The sequence below is a fragment of the Mastigocoleus testarum BC008 genome (assembly GCF_001456025.1).
GTDB lineage: Bacteria > Cyanobacteriota > Cyanobacteriia > Cyanobacteriales > Nostocaceae > Mastigocoleus > Mastigocoleus testarum.
In genome coordinates, this window is the sequence record NZ_LMTZ01000032.1 from 1 (window position 1) to 17916 (window position 17916).

Consider the following 17916-nt stretch of genomic DNA (forward strand, 5'->3'; position numbering starts at 1 on the left):
GTAATAAAGTGGATTTTTCGGGTCTAATTCAATCGCTTGGTTAAAATCAGCAATTGCTTTGTCATATTCTTTTTTATTGTTGTAAGCACTACCACGATTATGGTAATAAACTGCATCTTTAGGGTTTAATTTAATCGCTTGGTTAAAATCAGCAATTGCTTTGTCATATTCTTTTTTATTGTGGTAAGCACTACCACGATTGTTGTAATGAAGTGGATTTTTCGGGTCTAGTTCAATCCCTTTGTTAAAATCAGCAATTGCTTTGTCATATTCTTTTTTATTGTTGTAAGTGTCACCACGATTTTTGTAATAAAGTGGATTTTTCGGGTCTAGTTCAATCCCTTTGTTAAAATCAGCAATTGCTTTGTCATATTCTTTTTTATTGTTGTAAGCATTGCCGCGATTATGGTAATAAACTGCACCTTTAGGGTTTAATTTAATCGCTTGGCTATAATCAGCAATTGCTTTGTCATATTCTTTTTTGTTGTAGTAAGCATTACCACGATTGTTGTAATTTTCAGCATTCTTAGGATTATTCTGAATTTCCTTACTATAATGATTTATGCTTCTGCTAGGGTCTTCTAAAGTTCTGGTATATTTTTCTAAGTCTTTTCTGAATACATAGCCCAATAAAGTTGTTAAAATAGTTATACCAATGAAGAATAATGAAAAAACTTTACGTTTTCTAGTTACAGATAAATTTGAGCTAGTGCTTAAAGATGATTGAGGTGCTTGATAAAGTGCAGCAAAATGTTCTAGTATCAAGCGATGTACAAAAATATAACTACCACCTACTTTCTGTAAAAAAATCCGCTCAGTTGCATACTCTAGAAAGTGAGTATAGTTCCAGGTAATATAGTTGTATCTATAAAGAATAAAGCGCAAACTCAAATGTTGAATACAGGTGAAAGATTTAGTTAATCCACAAAGACTTAATAGACATCCACATATAAAAATAAATTCAATATTGTTACCAGAACTTTTAAAATATTCTGAAAGAAAACCGAAAAAACCGAAATAGCGATTAAATATGATACATGCTCCTCCTATAGATACTCCTAATATAAAACCTATCCCACAACTGAAGATAGTATTAATAAAAACTTGCTTTAGAGGATTAACAGATACTATATTTTTTTGAATCTCAACTGAATCTCTACTACCTAAAAATGCCCAGACTACACCAAAAGATAAAGAAAAAAATAACGAACAAATAGAGATTGGGTAAAAACTAATATCTATAATTTTAATTATAAGAACTATTAATTTGCTAGGAATAATCAAACTGATGAGCCATATGGAAAAGCCTGTATATATTCCCCACGACAAGACTTGTTTAAAATAAAGCTTTAATTTATCATACGAACTAATTATAGATTTAATATTAGAATCATTAAAAATTTGTTTGGCTGTTTTAAAAATAAATGTAAGTATAATGCCAGATGCTAAAGATATAAATAATCCAACAAACTTATTGTCAAAAATACTATTTTCTTTTAATGACCAACTAAAATTAAATTCAAAAAGTACAAAATAAATCGTAATACTTGTCCCAATAACAAAACCCCAAAAAAATCCTGTTTTTATTCCATTAATAAGTCCTTTAACTATTTTGATTCTAGATAATCTCCTATTCTCGGTAGGCAAAATTATCTTGTCATTGTTGACAAACCATCCATTTATTACACTAAATAAACCGACACATAGCCCCACAAATAATCCTATCAATGAATTATTTACTACTTTTTGTATACTAGAATTTTTGGAGTCTAATATATAGATAGCAAAAATCAAAGAACTCAGAATTCCACCTATAATTAAAGAAGAAAATACTATAATTCCAAAGCGGTATATTAATTTTTGCCAATTATTTTTCAACCATTTAGGCTGCATATTTTCAATAGAAAATATTGTTTGAGAGTCTTGGGACATTTGATAAGCCAGCCAACTCAGCCAATGCTTAGCCTTATTATCAGGATAAATTTTCTTAATCCCACTAATAGAGCGTCGCTGAAGCATTCGTCGAATATAATTATTGAACAGGTGTTGACGATGTTCTTCTATTGAATCAACTTTTGGTAAATCTTCAATTGTAACATTTCTATAAGCAAAAGTTATAATACTAAGGATTAGTGGTGACTTAACTAGTTCTTGTAGTGCTGTATCTGTTTCTAATAAGCTTTTTATCGCTTGCAGTTGAGTTCCTGCTTTATCTAAATAATCGTTAATCTGCTCAGTTGTAAGCGATTGAATGCAAACTCCTCTTTGTATTGCTAAACGGTTGGAAAGAGATTCATAATCTTTTACGCGACTACAAACAACTATCTCAGTTTCTCCATAGTTCTGCATGAATTCATTTAATGCTTTAACACAAGCAACTCGATGTTCTGCTTTGACTTCATCTAAACCATCCAGCATCAGCAATAGCTGTTGATTTTGAAGCCAGTGTTTAGCAAGAGACTTAGATACTTTATAATTATTATTTAGTTCTTGAACTAGCCATTGAGCAATATTTTGTCGTTTATTAGCCCAAGAAGATAAGTTAAAAATAACTGGAATTGGTAAACTTAAATTTTCTTCAGTATCAGCAATTAAACTTTTTGCGATCCTTAACAAAAATGTAGTTTTACCTGCTCCAGGCTCCCCTAAAATTAGTAAGGTTCGCCCTCGATCCATTTCCCTAAATACATCAATATTATTTTGATCTTGAGGTAATGATTGCCTTAAATCGCTAAGGTTTTCTTGAGCAGTTTCGGATGGGCGCTTCACAGCATCTAAACGCTCTTCTAAACCAATCTCAATTAGAGCTTTACTGTGTAATGAATTTTCTAATACATCTTTTATCCAATATTTTTTTACTTTACTAAGTAAGATTTTCCGCGAATTATAATCTTGCTGACTTGAAATATATACTTGCCTAGGACGTAATAACCCAGCTAAGTTGAGAACACTATATGTGTTAATGTTTTGAACTTGGTTAAGATTACCTCCAGCTTGACCAAGTTGTGCTTCTTTGAATGAGGAATCATTACTATCGAAATTTTGATGAGAATTTGGTTGTTGGTTCATATGTTCGTTAAATAAACTATTACTTAGCTTTTATTTATTTTAAGCAGAAAATTATTGATGATTATTAATTTGTATTACACAATTTACACAATTGTTTTACGCAAAAGTTAAATAAAACTTTTTACTGCGACTCCTAACCAAGAAGCTAATGGTTTAGTAATTAGTTCTAATTTTTCCCAAACACCTTGACCTACACCCAAAGTTTCATTGACTTCTTCGAGAACTTTAGTGGCTTTTTGTAAGCTTTTTGTAGCAGTATTTTTGTCTGCTTGTTCTTCTTGAACTGCATCTTTTGCATAATCTATATGTTTCAGGGCTTTTTTCTTTTGCTGTTCAGGTAAATCTGAATTACTAAATAAAAATTCAATTTGTTCTATTAATTCAACAACCTCTGTGACAGATAATTGTTTCTCCACACCAGCTTGATTATTGTACTGATTTTGATTTAAGTCACCTCCAGCTTGTCCTATTTGTCCTGAATAACTACCACAATTAAAAACAATCGATTGTGAAGGTTTTTCTTGTGTCATAGTCTGAGGCGATTTCTTTTCAAGTTCTGATTTTTTATCTTCTTTTATATTGTCTTCAAGATTGGAAGAATATCGCTTTCTTGCTTTAAGCTGTGGGGTTGAATATTCTGGAATACCCTGTAAGTCAATAGAAGCACGACCAACTACAAAACATTCTTCATAGGATCTCCCAGCAAACAGCGCATCATAAAATCCAATAGCAAACTCAATCGCTGCGACATCCCCAATAGCCTGATTCATCCCCACTACATAATCAATATGTTGGTGAATTACCTCTGCTTGCTCTTGTGAATAACAAGCATTCAGTAAAACACACTCTATTTGGCTCTGAAACAACCCAAATAACCTTCCTAAAGATTCTGTACTTAATAGTTGCATTTCCCCGGAATTATTTTCCAAAGCTAAACCTTCAGCACCAGAACCATGTCCCGAAAAATGAACGATAGTTGGTTGATGTTCCAATAAAGAACGACGCAGGTCTTCAACTCGCACTGCTAGGAAAGTAAAAATTTGAAACTGTTCTCGATTTTGAGATTGTTTCAGTGCTTTCTGAATTTCTCGTACTTCTTCATCCAAACGTAGTTTTTCTGTGTTCTTTGGATTTGCTGAAAAGATTAGGATTTTTTTCATATATTAGCTGCTTTTATATGAGGTTTAAATATAGAAACAGTAGCTGCACTGAAGATTCCGGTTAGCTTTCAACTTTTCTATGTTTTTTTCAGAACTTACGTACACGAAGCCAAAAAGCAGATCTTTTGATAGATTTTTACTGTTCAAACAGAAGAATTCTTGTAGAAACCAGGTTTATTTACGTCGGTCCTATTTTTGTAAGTCCTATTTTTAATAGAGCTAAATCAAGTCAACATATGCATTTTACCCAGTAACTTACGACATTTTCAACTAGTCTAAAGATTTCCTTTGGATTGCACTTATATACTAAACAAATAGCCAAAAGAAAAGGTAGTCCCATGGTTAAGCCCAAAAATCTCAGCGAATCTGACACACTAAACATGAACTATCTCACAAAAGAGATGGAAGTTTATTTACAAGCACATCTAGAAACTGGCTACTTTATCGGTTCTGTGCTTGTTGCTTATGGAGGGGAAATATTATTGAGTAAGGGATATGGAATGGCGAATTTGGAACATAGTATCCCCAATGCACCTCTAACAAAATTTCGTATCGGTTCTGTTACTAAGCAGTTTACTGCAGCAGCAATTCTCAAGCTTCAAGAACAAAACTTACTTGATGTAAATAATTCGGTCGCAACTTACATACCTGACTATCCCAATGGGGGAAAAATTACCATTCATCAACTCCTAACTCATACCTCAGGTATTCCTAACTACACTAATTTTGACGATTTTGAGTCCAAGAAAACAATCAAAATGGAGTTGGATGAGTTAATTGCTTATTTTAGCCATCATCCTTTAGATTTCCAGCCAGGTGAAGTGTTTAAATATAGTAATTCTGGCTATGTTGTTTTAACAAAAATCATTGAAACTGTCTCCAATAAATCCTATGCAGATTACTTGCAAGAATATATTTTCACTCCATTAGGAATGATCGATTCCGGTTATGATCGCTACGAAACCATATTGCAGAATCGTGCTTCTGGTTATGTTTCTATGGGAGAAGAATATAAAAACGCCCAACTTATAGATATGTCATTACCATCTGGTGCGGGTGCGCTGTATTCCACAGTTGAAGACCTCTATAAATGGGACTGTTCGCTCAATACCGATATAGTACTGAACAAATTATCTAGAGACGCAATGTTTTCCCCTCAAATCAAGGTTATTGAGGATGACAATGAACAAGTGCATTACGGTTATGGATGGTTGCTCGACACCATATACGATCGCCATCGTATTTCACACAATGGAGGTATTGATGGCTTCAGCAGTCATTTTTCTCGGTTTCCCAACGAACAAATCACAATTGTGGTTTTAAGTAATCTTGTCACATCCCCAGTGGAAAAGATTGGACGAGATTTAACTGCGATTATATTGGGTGAATCCTATGAATTACCAAAAAAACGAGAAGCGATCAACCTTGATCCTGCTATTTACGAAAATTATGTAGGACAATATAAATTTGAGCCTTCCGGATCGCAGTCTGAAGTTAATGATATTACCTTAACGGTTACTACTGAATCTCAACGCATCTTTATTCAATGGGTTGGAGGACCAGTTATTGAAATTTTTCCTGAATCTCCAACTAAATTTTTTCGTAAGATCGTAGATGCTCAACTTACTTTCGTGACTGATAATCAGGGTAAAGCTTCCCAATTAATCTTTCATCAAAATGGAAGAGATATGATACTAAATAAAATTGGTTAGCATCCTAGAAACTTTCATACTTCAGAATGAGTGAAAACTCTATATCTTTGGAATTCTATATCTTTTGAATTATTCATATTCACAATAGAGATATTCGAACTCAAACAACCGCATAAATTTGGATATTTTATTTGACTGCATTGGTTCTATTTCTCAGATCCAAAAACTGTAGTTGCTGATACAAGCATCTAATTTTTGGTAAATTAACTCCACGAGAAAATGCTGCTTGTAAAGCATTCGAAAAAATTGCTGTTAATTCTAAAGGGCGCTTTTCGTCATAGTCTATCTTCATGCTGGTACGGTAAGGATGCATATTTCGGGTATGCTCCAACATCGTCTCAATAAACTCCAAGGGAATATCACATTCTACGCTTTTTGCTCCTCTTAACACTTCATGCATTAACTCTTTCACTAATTCCAAGCTATTAGGATTCGTCATCAATTCCTCTGTAGTTGCATCTAAAACAACTGACAATCCGTTGTAGGGGATATTCCAAACCAACTTCTTCCAACGAGCAAGAAGTAAATCGGATGATAATTCAATCGGAATTCCAGCACTTTCAAAGTCATTTGCAATTATTTGCATTTCATCTGCGATACCGCCATGTTGGGAATTATTTTTATGCTCTCCTAAATTAATTTTTCCGTAAGCTAAGTGGCGAATATGTCCATCTCCGACCTTATTGGAACATAAAAAACATAATCCACCTATTATTTTAGTTTCACCGATTTTATGTCCGCTAACTTTATAACGATCAATGATTGCTGCAACTTCTTCTTCAATCCCAAGTCCATTTTGCAACACCAAGACCGTACTATTTTCCTTGAGTATGGGCAGTAAGATGTCCGGAAGAAGATGATTTTGTGTTGTTTTTAATGCCACGATCGCAACATCACAAGCAGGCATATTTCTTACATCACAGTAAGCATTTACCCGATTTAATCGAAAATCTCCATCAACAGACTCCACAAATAAACCATTACGCCGGACACTTTCGTAATCGCTACGAACTAGAAAATGAACTTCCAACCCTGCTTGTTGCAACTTAGCACCATAGAATCCTCCTAAAGCGCCAGTTCCCAGAATGGCATATGTAAGATTTTTGGTCACATTAAAAAAATTTAAAGCAGCAGAACTCAAAGATATTTTAACCGGGTATAGGCCATTAAGTATTGAATTGTGCTTAGGAGGTAAAATAGATAAGAATTTGGAGAATTTAAATTCTTTTAAGAGAGAGATACAATAATTTATAATTAGATAAATAAATCAACAGGATTGATGTTTGATTTAAACACGATAGCTGAATTTTCTCGTAACAACTGCATTGGAATTTGTTCATTTTTAGTGCCAGCTAACTTGCTGTCTACTTCACTGACAATAGGTCTCTCAGCACTCCGTCGTTCCTCTGCTCAAGTGTGGCAATCTGCAGCTTTTGCTAGCTTCTGGGCTCTAGTGATGGTATTTCATGTCTATACCTGGTTTATGGTTGGTGTAGTAATGCTTCCAACTTTTATTTTGATGTGGCTAGCTGTTACTTGTTGGATCTGCAATTTAGGAGCAATTTTGTTTTCCAAAAGTCATTCTCCTTTGCCGGATTCCTAGTTACTGAGTAACGAGTAATAAGTAATAAGTAACGAGTAATAAGTAATAAGTAATGAGTGATGAGTAAGAAATCACCGATTACCAGTTACCAATTACCAATTACCAATTACCAATTACCAATTACCAATTACCAATTACCAATTACCAATTACCAATTACCAATTACCAATTACCAATTACCAATTACCAATTACCAATTACCAATTACCAATTACCAATTACCAATTACCAATTACCAATTACCAATTACCAATTACCAATTACCAATTACCAATTACCAATTACCAATTACCAATTACCAATTACCAATTACCAATTACCAATTACCAATTACCAATTACCAATTACCAATTACCAATTACCAATTACCAATTACCAATTACCAATTACCAATTACCAATTACCAATTACCAATTACCAATTACCAATTACCAATTACCAATTACCAATTACCAATTACCAATTACCAATTACCAATTACCAATTACCAATTACCAATTACCAATTACCAATTACCAATTACCAATTACCAATTACCAATTACCAATTACCAATTACCAATTACCAATTACCAATTACCAATTACCAATTACCAATTACCAATTACCAATTACCAATTACCAATTACCAATTACCAATTACCAATTACCAATTACCAATTACCAATTACCAATTACCAATTACCAATTACCAATTACCAACAACAAGTAACTAACCAGCCATCTCTTTACGAAGCCCGTCAGCAACCCGATCTAAACCTACAGAATGGGCAGCTTTAAATAGTAACCTGTCACCTGGTTCAACAAATTTCTTTAAGCGACTAATTAAATCTTCATGGCTCGAAAAGCATTCCGTTAGAATACCTTCAGCGTTCATTGCAATGGCTTCTGCATCGTTACAGTCAATCAAAACCATTAGAGCATCTAATTTTAAATTTCTGACTGTTTCTCCGACTCTCTGATGTAGAGATAAGGAACGTTCTCCCAGTTCCTTCATTGCTCCTAAAACAGCAATTTTACGCTTACCTGGAGTTTCTGCTAGTAAGTTTAATGCTGCTGTCATTGCTTCTGGTGCGGCATTGTAAGTTTCGTCTAGGATGACTACATCATTGGGTAATTCAAATCGCTGCGATCGCCCACCCGGCATATCTACTGTTACCCCAGATTTTAAAATTGACCAATCAATCCCTAAAACCTGAGCAACAGCAAGAGCAGCCATAAAATTGCTGGCGTTGTGACGTCCCGGTAAAGGTAAAGGTAATCTCATCCCATCAACCTCCACAGTATAATTGTCAATCATCTGTCCTTGGATGTCACCGCCAAATAAGCCAAAGGTGATACATTTACCTTGCCAGACCTTAGCTGCAGTTTCTAGTAATAGGGGGTTATCATGGTTGAGGATTGCAACACCGTCAGTAGGCATTTGTGCAAGCAGTTCGCATTTCGCATTAGCAATAGCAGCTTCCGAACCTAATAGTTCGATATGTGCTGTACCCACATTGGTAATTACACCAATATTTGGGCGAGCAATTTGGGTCAGTTCAGCAATTTGTCCCTGACCTCGCATTGCCATTTCAATTACAGCGTACTGATGCTGCGGTGTTAGTCCCAGCAGGGTTTTTGGTACGCCTATTTCGTTATTGTAGTTAGCGTAGGTCTTAAGAACACTGCCTTGGGTTGATAAAACTGCTGCTATCAGCTCCTTAGTTGTGGTCTTTCCCACAGAACCTGTTACGCCAATAACTGGAACATCAAAGCGATCGCGCCACCATCGAGCAATTTTTTGGTAAGCAACAAGGGTATTTTTAACTTGCAGTTCGGGAAACTCTTGATTTTGATATTTCTCGTCGACTATTGCAGCTAAAGCACCTTTAGCAAAAACTCCTGGAATAAATTCATGTCCATCAAATTTTTCTCCTCGAAAAGCAACAAATACTTCCCCTGGCTTAAGTATGCGGCTATCTGTTTGAATACCAGTAATTTTTTGAGATAGAATATTCCCCGGTAAGTTAATTTGCTTAGCTTTTAATACTTCAGCTAATTGAGATAGTGTGGTAGAACAAAGCATAATGAATACTTTTTGGATTTAATGGTAATGACGCGCCAAAATTGTGGTGAAAAAACCACTCTGGCTTAAAGAGAAAACAAAAAGTGTTTAAATCCTATAATTTTATAAAGGAAAATATAAAGCAAAGCATTTAACAATGCTATAGGGCATTGTTTAAAGTAAGTTAAAAAGTTTGTACAAAATAATGCCAAAGAAGCATAACTCCTTTGGCAAGTTTAGTTTATACAAACAATAGATTAAATTTATTAAATTTTGCTTGAGGATAAGAAGAATAAGTAGAAAGTACTATCCTCTAATTTTTTGTCTTCCCACGGTTACTAAGCGTACGGTCCAATTTACGAGAACCCACTATTGCGATTTTGTAAAGTCCTTATTATATAAAAATCTTGTTCTATCCTTGATTCTTAATTGTCATGATCTCGACAATTTTTGTTGCTGTAGTAGTGTCTATATTTAAAGCTTGATGCAGATCGTTTAAAAAACTTCTCTCTTCTTCGCTTACAACGCTGTCAGACAAGACCAAATCTGTAGCTACAGCAAAGGATGTCTCTCTTAGGTTTTGCGGTAATGACTCCTTAGCAGTGTTGAACAAAACGTTGAATCCATCTCGTCTCAAAAGACCTAATAGTTTATCCAACATCTGAGCTACAGTTTCACCGGAATAACCACTAAAAAGCTTTATTCGCAATAAGGCAGAGGAAATATCATCGGCTCGTTGTTGAGAAATATAACCGTCTGAAGCCGTAGCTGCTAAAATAATGGCAGTGAAAGCTTCCGTTGTAGTGAAGACTTCTTGTCTCCTAGCCTGCGTGCTCAATAAATTTTCAGATAAACTCATGTCGGTTTTCTCCTTGCTCTAGAGTTTTGCAGTATTGGTGTTTTCGAAACTCAATTTTTTCTAGATATGGAGTTTGCTTACTCCCTTGAGTCTCAATATCTATTATTCCCAGCTTTTTTCAGGAGCGAACACCAACCATTAGTAGCAAGAAGAAAACTATCTAGTACCACTGTGCGGAAGTCATTAGCGGATCCGAACCGTAGGTAGCGCAACTAAAGTCTGCGGCGTCGGCGGAGCCAAAGCGCGTGTCCATAGGATGGCGTGTCCGTAGGATATAAGTCAAAAGTATTATATTATCTAGCTTCTAGACTTTATAAATAGTTGCTTTATTTCTGCTGACCTGTACCAGTATTATTATTCTAATTAATATTATCGATTATTTGTTCTTTCAATACTTTCGATTACTGCTAAACCAATTCCAGAAACTGCAATGAGTCCAACTGAGGATAACAAGAAAGCATAAACTAGCATCCACAAGCCTTCTTCAAAGAAAATATAGTTATCCATAATTATTTACTCCTTCGCTGTTTACACTTACTTCTTCTAAATCATCAGAACTGATTCCGCTAAACTGGTGACGCATCACCTACATTTGCATCTTAACAAAACTTTAGCTGTTTTACGCAGCCTTAATTATTTTTTCTTGTTAAAGATTAAGCTTTTTTTCAAAGATTTTGTTAACCAATAAATGAAAAAATATCATTAAAAGATATTATTTTAGTATTGCTTCACGTAATACAAGAGGCAATAAACAGTATTTTTAGCACAAAAATCACCAAAAAACATATTTTAATTATTTGATTATATTTAATCGGCATAACCTCTTTCATTAAAGAGTTTCAAATTTGTTTAGAATAAAATATTATAACTTTATTTAGTTATTACTACTTACAATTGGTTTACTTAGAGTATATTTTTTTAAAACAAGTATTATTTCAAATAAATTTTATATTTAAGCAATAATCATAAAAATAGAAATATTCTTTTGCTAGTTTTTCTGATTAAGTAAATAAGAAAGAAAAATACATCTAAGTTCATGCTATTAATATTTCTTAATGATTGCAAGTGATGGTGCGGTCTTTAAACGCTTCAAGGACAGAGTATATCTCACAACAACAAGCGAAAACAATTGACAGATAGTCAAGTTTTCAAAAATACTCTATATTTTGGAGTCTCAGCGACGTGACGGAAAATCAATTACTGTTACAACTTGACAAAATATTTCACCTAACTTAATTTAGGTAGTTATAGCAAAAAATCAGTCTATCAACAATATCTATAAATATTTTGGGGTTCTACAAATGACTTATTCAGCAAATCCCAACGGTCAAACTTCAGTAGTATTAAGTACTGAGTTGGTGAATGCTTTGAGTTCCTTGAATGTGCACGCTGGTGGATTTGGTAACACTCAAATTACGGACGGTGTGGCAATTTTCCCTATTATTGGAGGTGCTACGGATCTAGATAGTACTAGAGTTGAAGTTTCTCACAGTGGAGGATTGAGTTTTAGAGCGGGAGACACAGAAGTCAACCTCACGGACTTTGTGATTAGCAATTTGGAAGATGGGACAGTATTAACTGGATTAGTCTCAGTTAACGGGGATATTATTACTCGCGCTCCATTATTTAATTTAGAAATTGGTAGTATTGGAACCTCTGAAGATCGGGGTGGTAGCAACCTAGATATTGACAATGTCAATGTTACTCTTACAGATGTTGCAGCTAATGTTCTCAATGAGGCTTTTGGAGTTACGGCTTTTGTTCCTGACTTCAATATCGGTACTGCTAAAGTGGATGCACTTTTCGACCCCAGTAACGGTAATATTAGCGATGGTAGATTACCTATTATAGATTTTATTGACGATAGCTTACTATTTTCAGAAGCATCTCAAACCCAAGACGTACTTCCTGCAGGTAGAACTTATGTTGAGTTAAGTGACTCTCTAGTAAATGCATTGGGAGATTTGAACGTTCAGGCGACAGGGTTTGGCGGGACTCATATTTGTAATGGAGTTGCTGATTTCTTAATTACTGGTGGAGCAACCGATCTGGATAACACAGAAGTAGAAATTTTCCACAAGGGTGGTTTGACTTTTACCACTGGAGATACAGAAGTTAATTTAACAGACTTCGTTATTAATAATGTCGATAGTGAACCTGTTTTGACAGGAACAGTAATTGCAAATGATAGTTTGGTAACTCGCATTCCATTATTTGATTTAGAACTGGAGAATGTGGGCACCAAAACAAAAGGAATATTTACTAATTTAGATTTAACTGACGTCAACGTGAATCTTTCAGAGCAAGCTGCAACAGCTCTTAATGACGTATTTAGTGTAGATGCATTTAGTAGTGGATTTAATATTGGTACCGCTCAAGTAGACGCATTTGTTGTTTAAGATTTCTTCGGGATCAAACTACAGGGGATTTGGATTGATCGTGGGCGATTAGTTCATTTGTGCGATCGCAAATCCCCTACTTGAGTTTGCTAATGAGATGGAGGCATAGAACTAACTAATTTTATCATCCCAATCCCAAGTACTATTTTTATAAGGGATTGCAAGTAAGTAAGGTACAACTGAAACACTTTTCAACTGGTTTGAATCCTTTCTTCTATCTCCTTACTCCTAAATTCTGCGATTGAAAATTGTTGCTAATCTTCCTGTTTCCAAGTTCCGTGAAATCCTGGGGGAATCACCTTGGGTAGTTCTAATTTACAAACAGGTTCTATGTTCAAACGAGCAGCATCAAAAACCCAAACCTCACTACGACCGTTAGGTCCATGCTTTTCATCTGCATTGTAAACTACAGTTAAAATCCAAGCCTGAAGTGGATTTCTTTGATCGGAAACGTAAATTGGTTCCGATGGATAATGATTGTCGGGAAATACTGCTTCAGTAATAGTGTTAGTGTCATGATTCAACCGAGCAATTCCATTCAATAATTCTCGACCGATATCTGTGCCTTGTCGAGCAATAGAAAAGTAAGTATAGCGAGATTCTTTGCCAACACGAGATGGGGGAACAATCGGAAATTCACAATGACGATCTAATATCCGTTCGGTATTTATAACTTTCCCTGTGGTAGGGTTTAATGTAACTCGTGTCAGTCTACTTTCAGCAACAGTGTGAGTTTCACCTGTTGCAACTTCCTTGAGAAATTGGTTGGTTTGAAAATCCTCATAGCAAGCCATATCTACAATTAAATTATTCTCAGGATCTACAAAACCGTTGGCAAAATGCCATTGAAACCAAGATTCAGTTTCACTACGACTGACAATTTGTAAACTATGACGATCTAATACTAAAATTTGTGTTCCCAATTCAGGTTCCCACTTCAGTGCATTGCTGAAACAGCTAGAACCCATTAATACAGACTTGAAATGCAATCTAACTGGAGGTATAAAAAATACCAGATATTCACCTGCTAACACAAAATCATGCACCAAAGGTATACCCTCAAGTTGATGCTTTGCTTTTTGCAGAATTTTTCCACTAGAATCGCTTCTGTAGATATTTAAGATTGTTTTTCTACCGGGTGTAATACCAAAATTAAAAATTTCGCCCGTTGCAGCGTCAATCTTAGGATGAGCAGAATAAGACATTTCATCGCTTAATCCACCCAAATTATCTTTACCCAAAGTTGCAAGATTTTTTAAATCTAAAGCATAGGGTTCGGCACCTTCCCAAAGTGCCAAAAGTTTATCTTGAAGTGCAAGCACTGAAGTATTTGCAGAATTTTTCACAGGTCTGAGCCATTGATTCCAAAATGGCCCTGGTGCTTTCATTCCATAGTTGCTATAAAGTAATTTACCTGCTTTTGTTTCTGCTTTATAACCAGCAGTTTCAACATAACGGTAAATAGCGCTAGCACCCCCCTTTTGACCGGGAAGATTAAAATATACAGCAAGAATGGCACCGTCGCCATCAAACCAGTGCCCTACGTGAATTCCACCACGTTCTAAACGACCTGGGCCATTACGATACAGGGTTCCACACAATCCTACAGGGATTTGACCGTGACCAGATAAAATTTTTAACGGGGTGAGGGGAAATTCTTCACCCGGTTGAGCAATTGCTTTGGTCCAGGCTGCTTTTGATGAGTTTTTGTTAATGGCCTGCATCTTAATTTTATTGAGTTGGGCTATAAAAATATTAAAACTTGTGCTCTATGAAACGGAATAACTAAGGTATTAAGATTTCTAAGCCTTTTACAATTTGTTTGTTTGATGAAGGCTAACTAACGGCTATTATCAACACGTCAGACCAAATTAATTATTTTAACTGTTGTCTTAAAGTATCGCCTCACAACTTTATCACATTATTCTCTTACAACAAGAAATGTAGGATATTCAAAACTTTGGCTCCAAGATGAGAACTTTGGGTATCTGGTATGCTGCTATTGTAAGTATGATGGCATTTAAGCTGAATGGACTTAACTTCAATCACTGCATATTGGACAGCGCTGGTGTGGTTATAACAGCAGAAGCAGATATGCCTAATCGAGCTCGTTTGGGCTTACAAGCAATGCATCGACCTAATGTTCATCACTTTCCAGTGATTATATCTGCAGGGGAACCAATACCAGTTAGTTATAATACTCCTTGAGTGATTATGGAATCTTGCCAAGAACTCTGCAGAGTTTAAACACAATTATTGGCGTTGCATTAATATGGCATGACTTAAATATATCCAAAAAAATTCCCCTTATTTATCAGTAGTTTCAGCTTAGACAAATTTGGTTATCGTCCCGCAAATATGCAATGCCTAATTTTTTAGTAAATCAACACTTCTAAAAAATCGGAAGATTTTTTAAAGTAAAAAAATTAACGAAAAGCTCACAATTATCTCACATTTCATTTTTAAATTAATAGTGTGGTTGATGCTGAAATAATACAACAGGTATTTTTCACTACAACCTTAGCAAAACCGAGAATTTCGGTGATTTGAGTCTGGGGAGTGTGAATAGACTACTTGAATAATAAATGTTAAGCAGATTTAGGATAAATATTTATGGCTGATCATAAGAAAGCAGTTGATAGTAAACAAAGAGCAGAAAGAGACGGATACGATCGCAATCTTATACCTGGCGAAACTGCTGCGCGGATAGAGCGTGAAGGGGAAGGGTATAAGCAACAAGCAGAAGAAGCTGGCTTTACAGTAGACAATGAAGGTTTAGCAAATAATTATGCGGTTGAACCAGAAATGTATTACGAAGAACGTGGGGATCTTAGAGCCAAGGAAGAAGCACAAGCTGTTGAGAGAGCTAAAGAATTGGCTGATATAAATAACAATGAAGAAGACGGAAAACTTACAATGGAAGATGATAAACGTGGTAAAGGTGTAGGTTTTATTTAATCAAATAAATCCGACAAAAAGATTTGTAGCAGATAAAACGGTTCTTCCGTAGCTGTGGTGCTAAATTTTCGGACTGCAGCAATGACTTGCAATTTAACCTAAAGGGACTTCCAATTCATAATTGCTGTATAGTGAATTCGGGGTAACACGTTCAATCTCTCTAAAGCCAAATTGTACGAAGTTAAGACTCAAGCCTTGAACTGATGGGGAGTGTGGGAGGTGTGGAAAGCGTGTTATTTAGCTTAGTGCAACAATCCCCATTAATTAAACTCCCCTTCTCCCCTCTCTACTCCTATCCCCATACCTCCCTTCTAGCAAGCCTTTCAGGTTTCCTTGGTGCCATTCCCCTCTAAAGCCCATACCATTTGGGTATATTTTCAAACAAATTCGCTTTACATCAGGGTAATACCCTTGTTTTATTTCGGCGGTCGCTATTTAAAAGTTAGTAATAGTAAGAATTTGGTTGTTTTCGGAGATGTCTAATCTATTCTATTTAGCAACGCCCTCGTGCCAATAATGCCAAGCTCAAGCTTTGTTTTATTAGATTAATACTCAACAACTAGCTGCTGACTAGAAATAAAGATCTCAAATGGGTTCTATAGAAACCCGCTCTGAACTTCATAAGGTAGATCCTTGAACCGATCTCTATTTTGGGGTGAGATTAGTTTGAGTTGACCAAAATTTTAGAATCCTGAACCTTGACTTATTTCCCGGTCAAGGCGGAACTTGAGTACTGATTGAAAATTTCGTTCTACACAAATGCTTATGGCTTTCTGATTCAGAAAGTAAAGACAGGAATTCACATTCCGCACCCTAACTGTCATAAAAGTTTTTTTAAGGAGGAGTTCCGTAGATCATCCGCCATAGAGACTGGACCACTGGTGCGTTGTGCACTCATTCAGTCAACGGAGGTATCCGAGATCATATTGTATGGACACCACGCCATCTGTGACGGAATGTCCCTAAATTCCTAATTCAAGCAGTTCGTATCCACAAACTGCTTGATAAATCTGCCGTTAGTAAGAAATTAGTACTGATATACAACCAACGAAAAGCAATATTTAAAGATAGTCAAGATCTGTTTTTAATCAAACAAGTAAACCCAAGATATTTAAGATTAACTCTCCCACGGCATCATGGAAGCTTTTTACATATTTATTATATTTTTATGAACCTCCTTTTTTTCTTCGATCCAATCAGCAATTAACTCAGTTATCACGCTATTCATACTTCTCTGCTCAAGGGCACAAAGTATTTTTAATAGCAAATGTTGTTCTTTGTCTAAGTAAATTTTCAATGGCTGTGTTTTAGCTGTACACATTGGTCTGTAAAGGATTTTCATCCAAAACCCTTTATATCATATTACTTATGTATGTATACCATTTTACACTTTAATAGTCATAATGATATAGGATCATAATGATATAAAATTAGTGAGTAGTTAAAATAATGTAGTTTGCTGTATGCTCAATAAAAAATCTGATGTAAAGCAATTAAGTATAAACTTAAGCGTGCAAGAAGTAGAAAAATTAGAGAAATACTGTCAGAAAACAGGGAGACAGACCAACGATATTATTAGAGAACTAGTGCGCACCTTGCCAATAGTTGTCCCTCACAAACTTTAGAGACAGTGCGGTGTAAAAACAAATTCATAGGATTTCCAAGTTAAAGCCACAGGGTGTTCTCCATTTTCCTCATAAAGCTCAACTATCAAGTCTATCTGTTGGTATAGAGCTACACTTCCTGCTGTAAAAAGTCAATCCAGATAACAGCAACTTTTGATTAATTATCTTTCTTACGAATCGATTCGCCAACATAGCTGCACTACAAATTTTACAGTTGCGTAAAACTTCTAAAGCCTCGTTTGCTAGAGTAAGAGAAATGTTTCCCTATTTAGATTTGTGAATAATCTCAAGGTGTGTTTTCTCTTGCATATTTTGAGACCAGCAGGAACCAAAAAACCAACAGAAGTAAAATTTATGGGGTATATCTAAAACTTCCGCAGGTGATTCCATCAGAATCACCCGCTCAAATAACACATATTCAATAAGCAGGATGGGACATTACTATCATCCAAAGAAATAAAACTACAAGTAGTGCACCTATTTTG

At 35.3% G+C, this 17916-nt stretch carries 15 protein-coding genes; 7 read left to right on the top strand and 8 right to left on the bottom strand.

Annotated features, from left to right (window positions below; translation table 11 throughout):
- Both BC008_RS06600 and BC008_RS06605 read right to left on the bottom strand, forming a co-directional pair.
- Positions 1-3069, bottom strand: a 3069-nt coding sequence (locus tag BC008_RS06600) for a tetratricopeptide repeat protein (RefSeq protein WP_058183354.1), incomplete at its 3' end; no start/stop codon positions are given.
- A gap of 107 nt (positions 3070-3176) precedes the next feature.
- Positions 3177-4229: a CHAT domain-containing protein gene (locus BC008_RS06605; protein WP_036267962.1), complete on the bottom strand. Its 1053-nt coding sequence runs from the start codon at positions 4227-4229 to the stop codon at positions 3177-3179.
- A gap of 338 nt (positions 4230-4567) precedes the next feature.
- Between BC008_RS06605 and BC008_RS06610 the strand changes: the two genes are divergently transcribed.
- Positions 4568-5941: a serine hydrolase gene (locus BC008_RS06610; protein WP_027846054.1), complete on the top strand. Its 1374-nt coding sequence runs from the start codon at positions 4568-4570 to the stop codon at positions 5939-5941.
- A 127-nt stretch (positions 5942-6068) separates the two neighbouring features.
- On the opposite strand, the gene BC008_RS06615 is transcribed toward BC008_RS06610, so the two are convergent.
- A complete protein-coding gene (locus BC008_RS06615; protein ID WP_027846053.1) occupies positions 6069-7052 on the bottom strand; it encodes a putative 2-dehydropantoate 2-reductase in 984 nt (327 codons plus the stop codon).
- Positions 7053-7220: 168 nt separating this feature from the next.
- On the opposite strand from BC008_RS06615, the gene BC008_RS06620 reads away from it, so the two are divergent.
- Both BC008_RS06620 and BC008_RS51190 read left to right on the top strand, forming a co-directional pair.
- A complete protein-coding gene (locus BC008_RS06620) occupies positions 7221-7544 on the top strand; it encodes a hypothetical protein (RefSeq protein ID WP_058183355.1) in 324 nt (107 codons plus the stop codon).
- A gap of 59 nt (positions 7545-7603) precedes the next feature.
- A complete protein-coding gene (locus tag BC008_RS51190) occupies positions 7604-8323 on the top strand; it encodes a hypothetical protein (protein WP_235595808.1) in 720 nt (239 codons plus the stop codon).
- Here the strand turns inward: BC008_RS51190 and BC008_RS06630 are convergent.
- The 3 genes from BC008_RS06630 to BC008_RS50370 all read right to left on the bottom strand — a co-directional run bounded on the left by BC008_RS06630 (position 8256) and on the right by BC008_RS50370 (position 10956).
- Positions 8256-9611 carry a UDP-N-acetylmuramoyl-tripeptide--D-alanyl-D-alanine ligase gene (locus BC008_RS06630; RefSeq protein ID WP_027845971.1) on the bottom strand — a complete coding sequence of 452 codons (1356 nt, stop codon included), beginning with the start codon at positions 9609-9611 and terminating at the stop codon, positions 8256-8258. The genes BC008_RS51190 and BC008_RS06630 overlap by 68 nt on opposite strands.
- A 391-nt stretch (positions 9612-10002) precedes the next feature.
- Complete coding sequence (locus tag BC008_RS06635) at positions 10003-10449, bottom strand: tellurite resistance TerB family protein (protein ID WP_027845970.1); 447 nt, start codon at positions 10447-10449, stop codon at positions 10003-10005.
- A gap of 369 nt (positions 10450-10818) precedes the next feature.
- Positions 10819-10956 (bottom strand): hypothetical protein, encoded by a 138-nt coding sequence (locus BC008_RS50370; RefSeq protein WP_058183356.1) that lies wholly within the window; start codon positions 10954-10956, stop codon positions 10819-10821.
- A gap of 794 nt (positions 10957-11750) precedes the next feature.
- On the opposite strand from BC008_RS50370, the gene BC008_RS06645 reads away from it, so the two are divergent.
- Positions 11751-12848 carry a hypothetical protein gene (locus BC008_RS06645; RefSeq protein WP_027845969.1) on the top strand — a complete coding sequence of 366 codons (1098 nt, stop codon included), beginning with the start codon at positions 11751-11753 and terminating at the stop codon, positions 12846-12848.
- A gap of 254 nt (positions 12849-13102) precedes the next feature.
- Here BC008_RS06645 and BC008_RS06650 read toward each other — a convergent pair whose 3' ends face one another.
- On the bottom strand, positions 13103-14572 hold the full coding sequence (locus BC008_RS06650) for a carotenoid oxygenase family protein (protein WP_027845968.1): 1470 nt from the start codon (positions 14570-14572) through the stop codon (positions 13103-13105).
- 247 nt (positions 14573-14819) lie between these two features.
- Here BC008_RS06650 and BC008_RS06655 point away from each other — a divergent pair, with 247 nt between their 5' ends.
- Positions 14820-15056 (top strand): hypothetical protein, encoded by a 237-nt coding sequence (locus BC008_RS06655; protein ID WP_058183357.1) that lies wholly within the window; start codon positions 14820-14822, stop codon positions 15054-15056.
- 405 nt (positions 15057-15461) lie between these two features.
- Entirely contained in the window at positions 15462-15806 is a 345-nt protein-coding gene (locus BC008_RS06660) for a hypothetical protein (protein ID WP_058183358.1), read from the top strand.
- Positions 15807-16953: 1147 nt separating this feature from the next.
- On the opposite strand, the gene BC008_RS52625 is transcribed toward BC008_RS06660, so the two are convergent.
- Positions 16954-17148: a plasmid partition protein ParG gene (locus tag BC008_RS52625; protein WP_036266720.1), complete on the bottom strand. Its 195-nt coding sequence runs from the start codon at positions 17146-17148 to the stop codon at positions 16954-16956.
- A gap of 121 nt (positions 17149-17269) precedes the next feature.
- Here BC008_RS52625 and BC008_RS46155 point away from each other — a divergent pair, with 121 nt between their 5' ends.
- Positions 17270-17431, top strand: a complete 162-nt coding sequence (locus BC008_RS46155) for a ribbon-helix-helix protein, CopG family (RefSeq protein ID WP_072207696.1) — start codon at positions 17270-17272, stop codon at positions 17429-17431.
- Positions 17432-17916 lie beyond the last annotated feature (485 nt).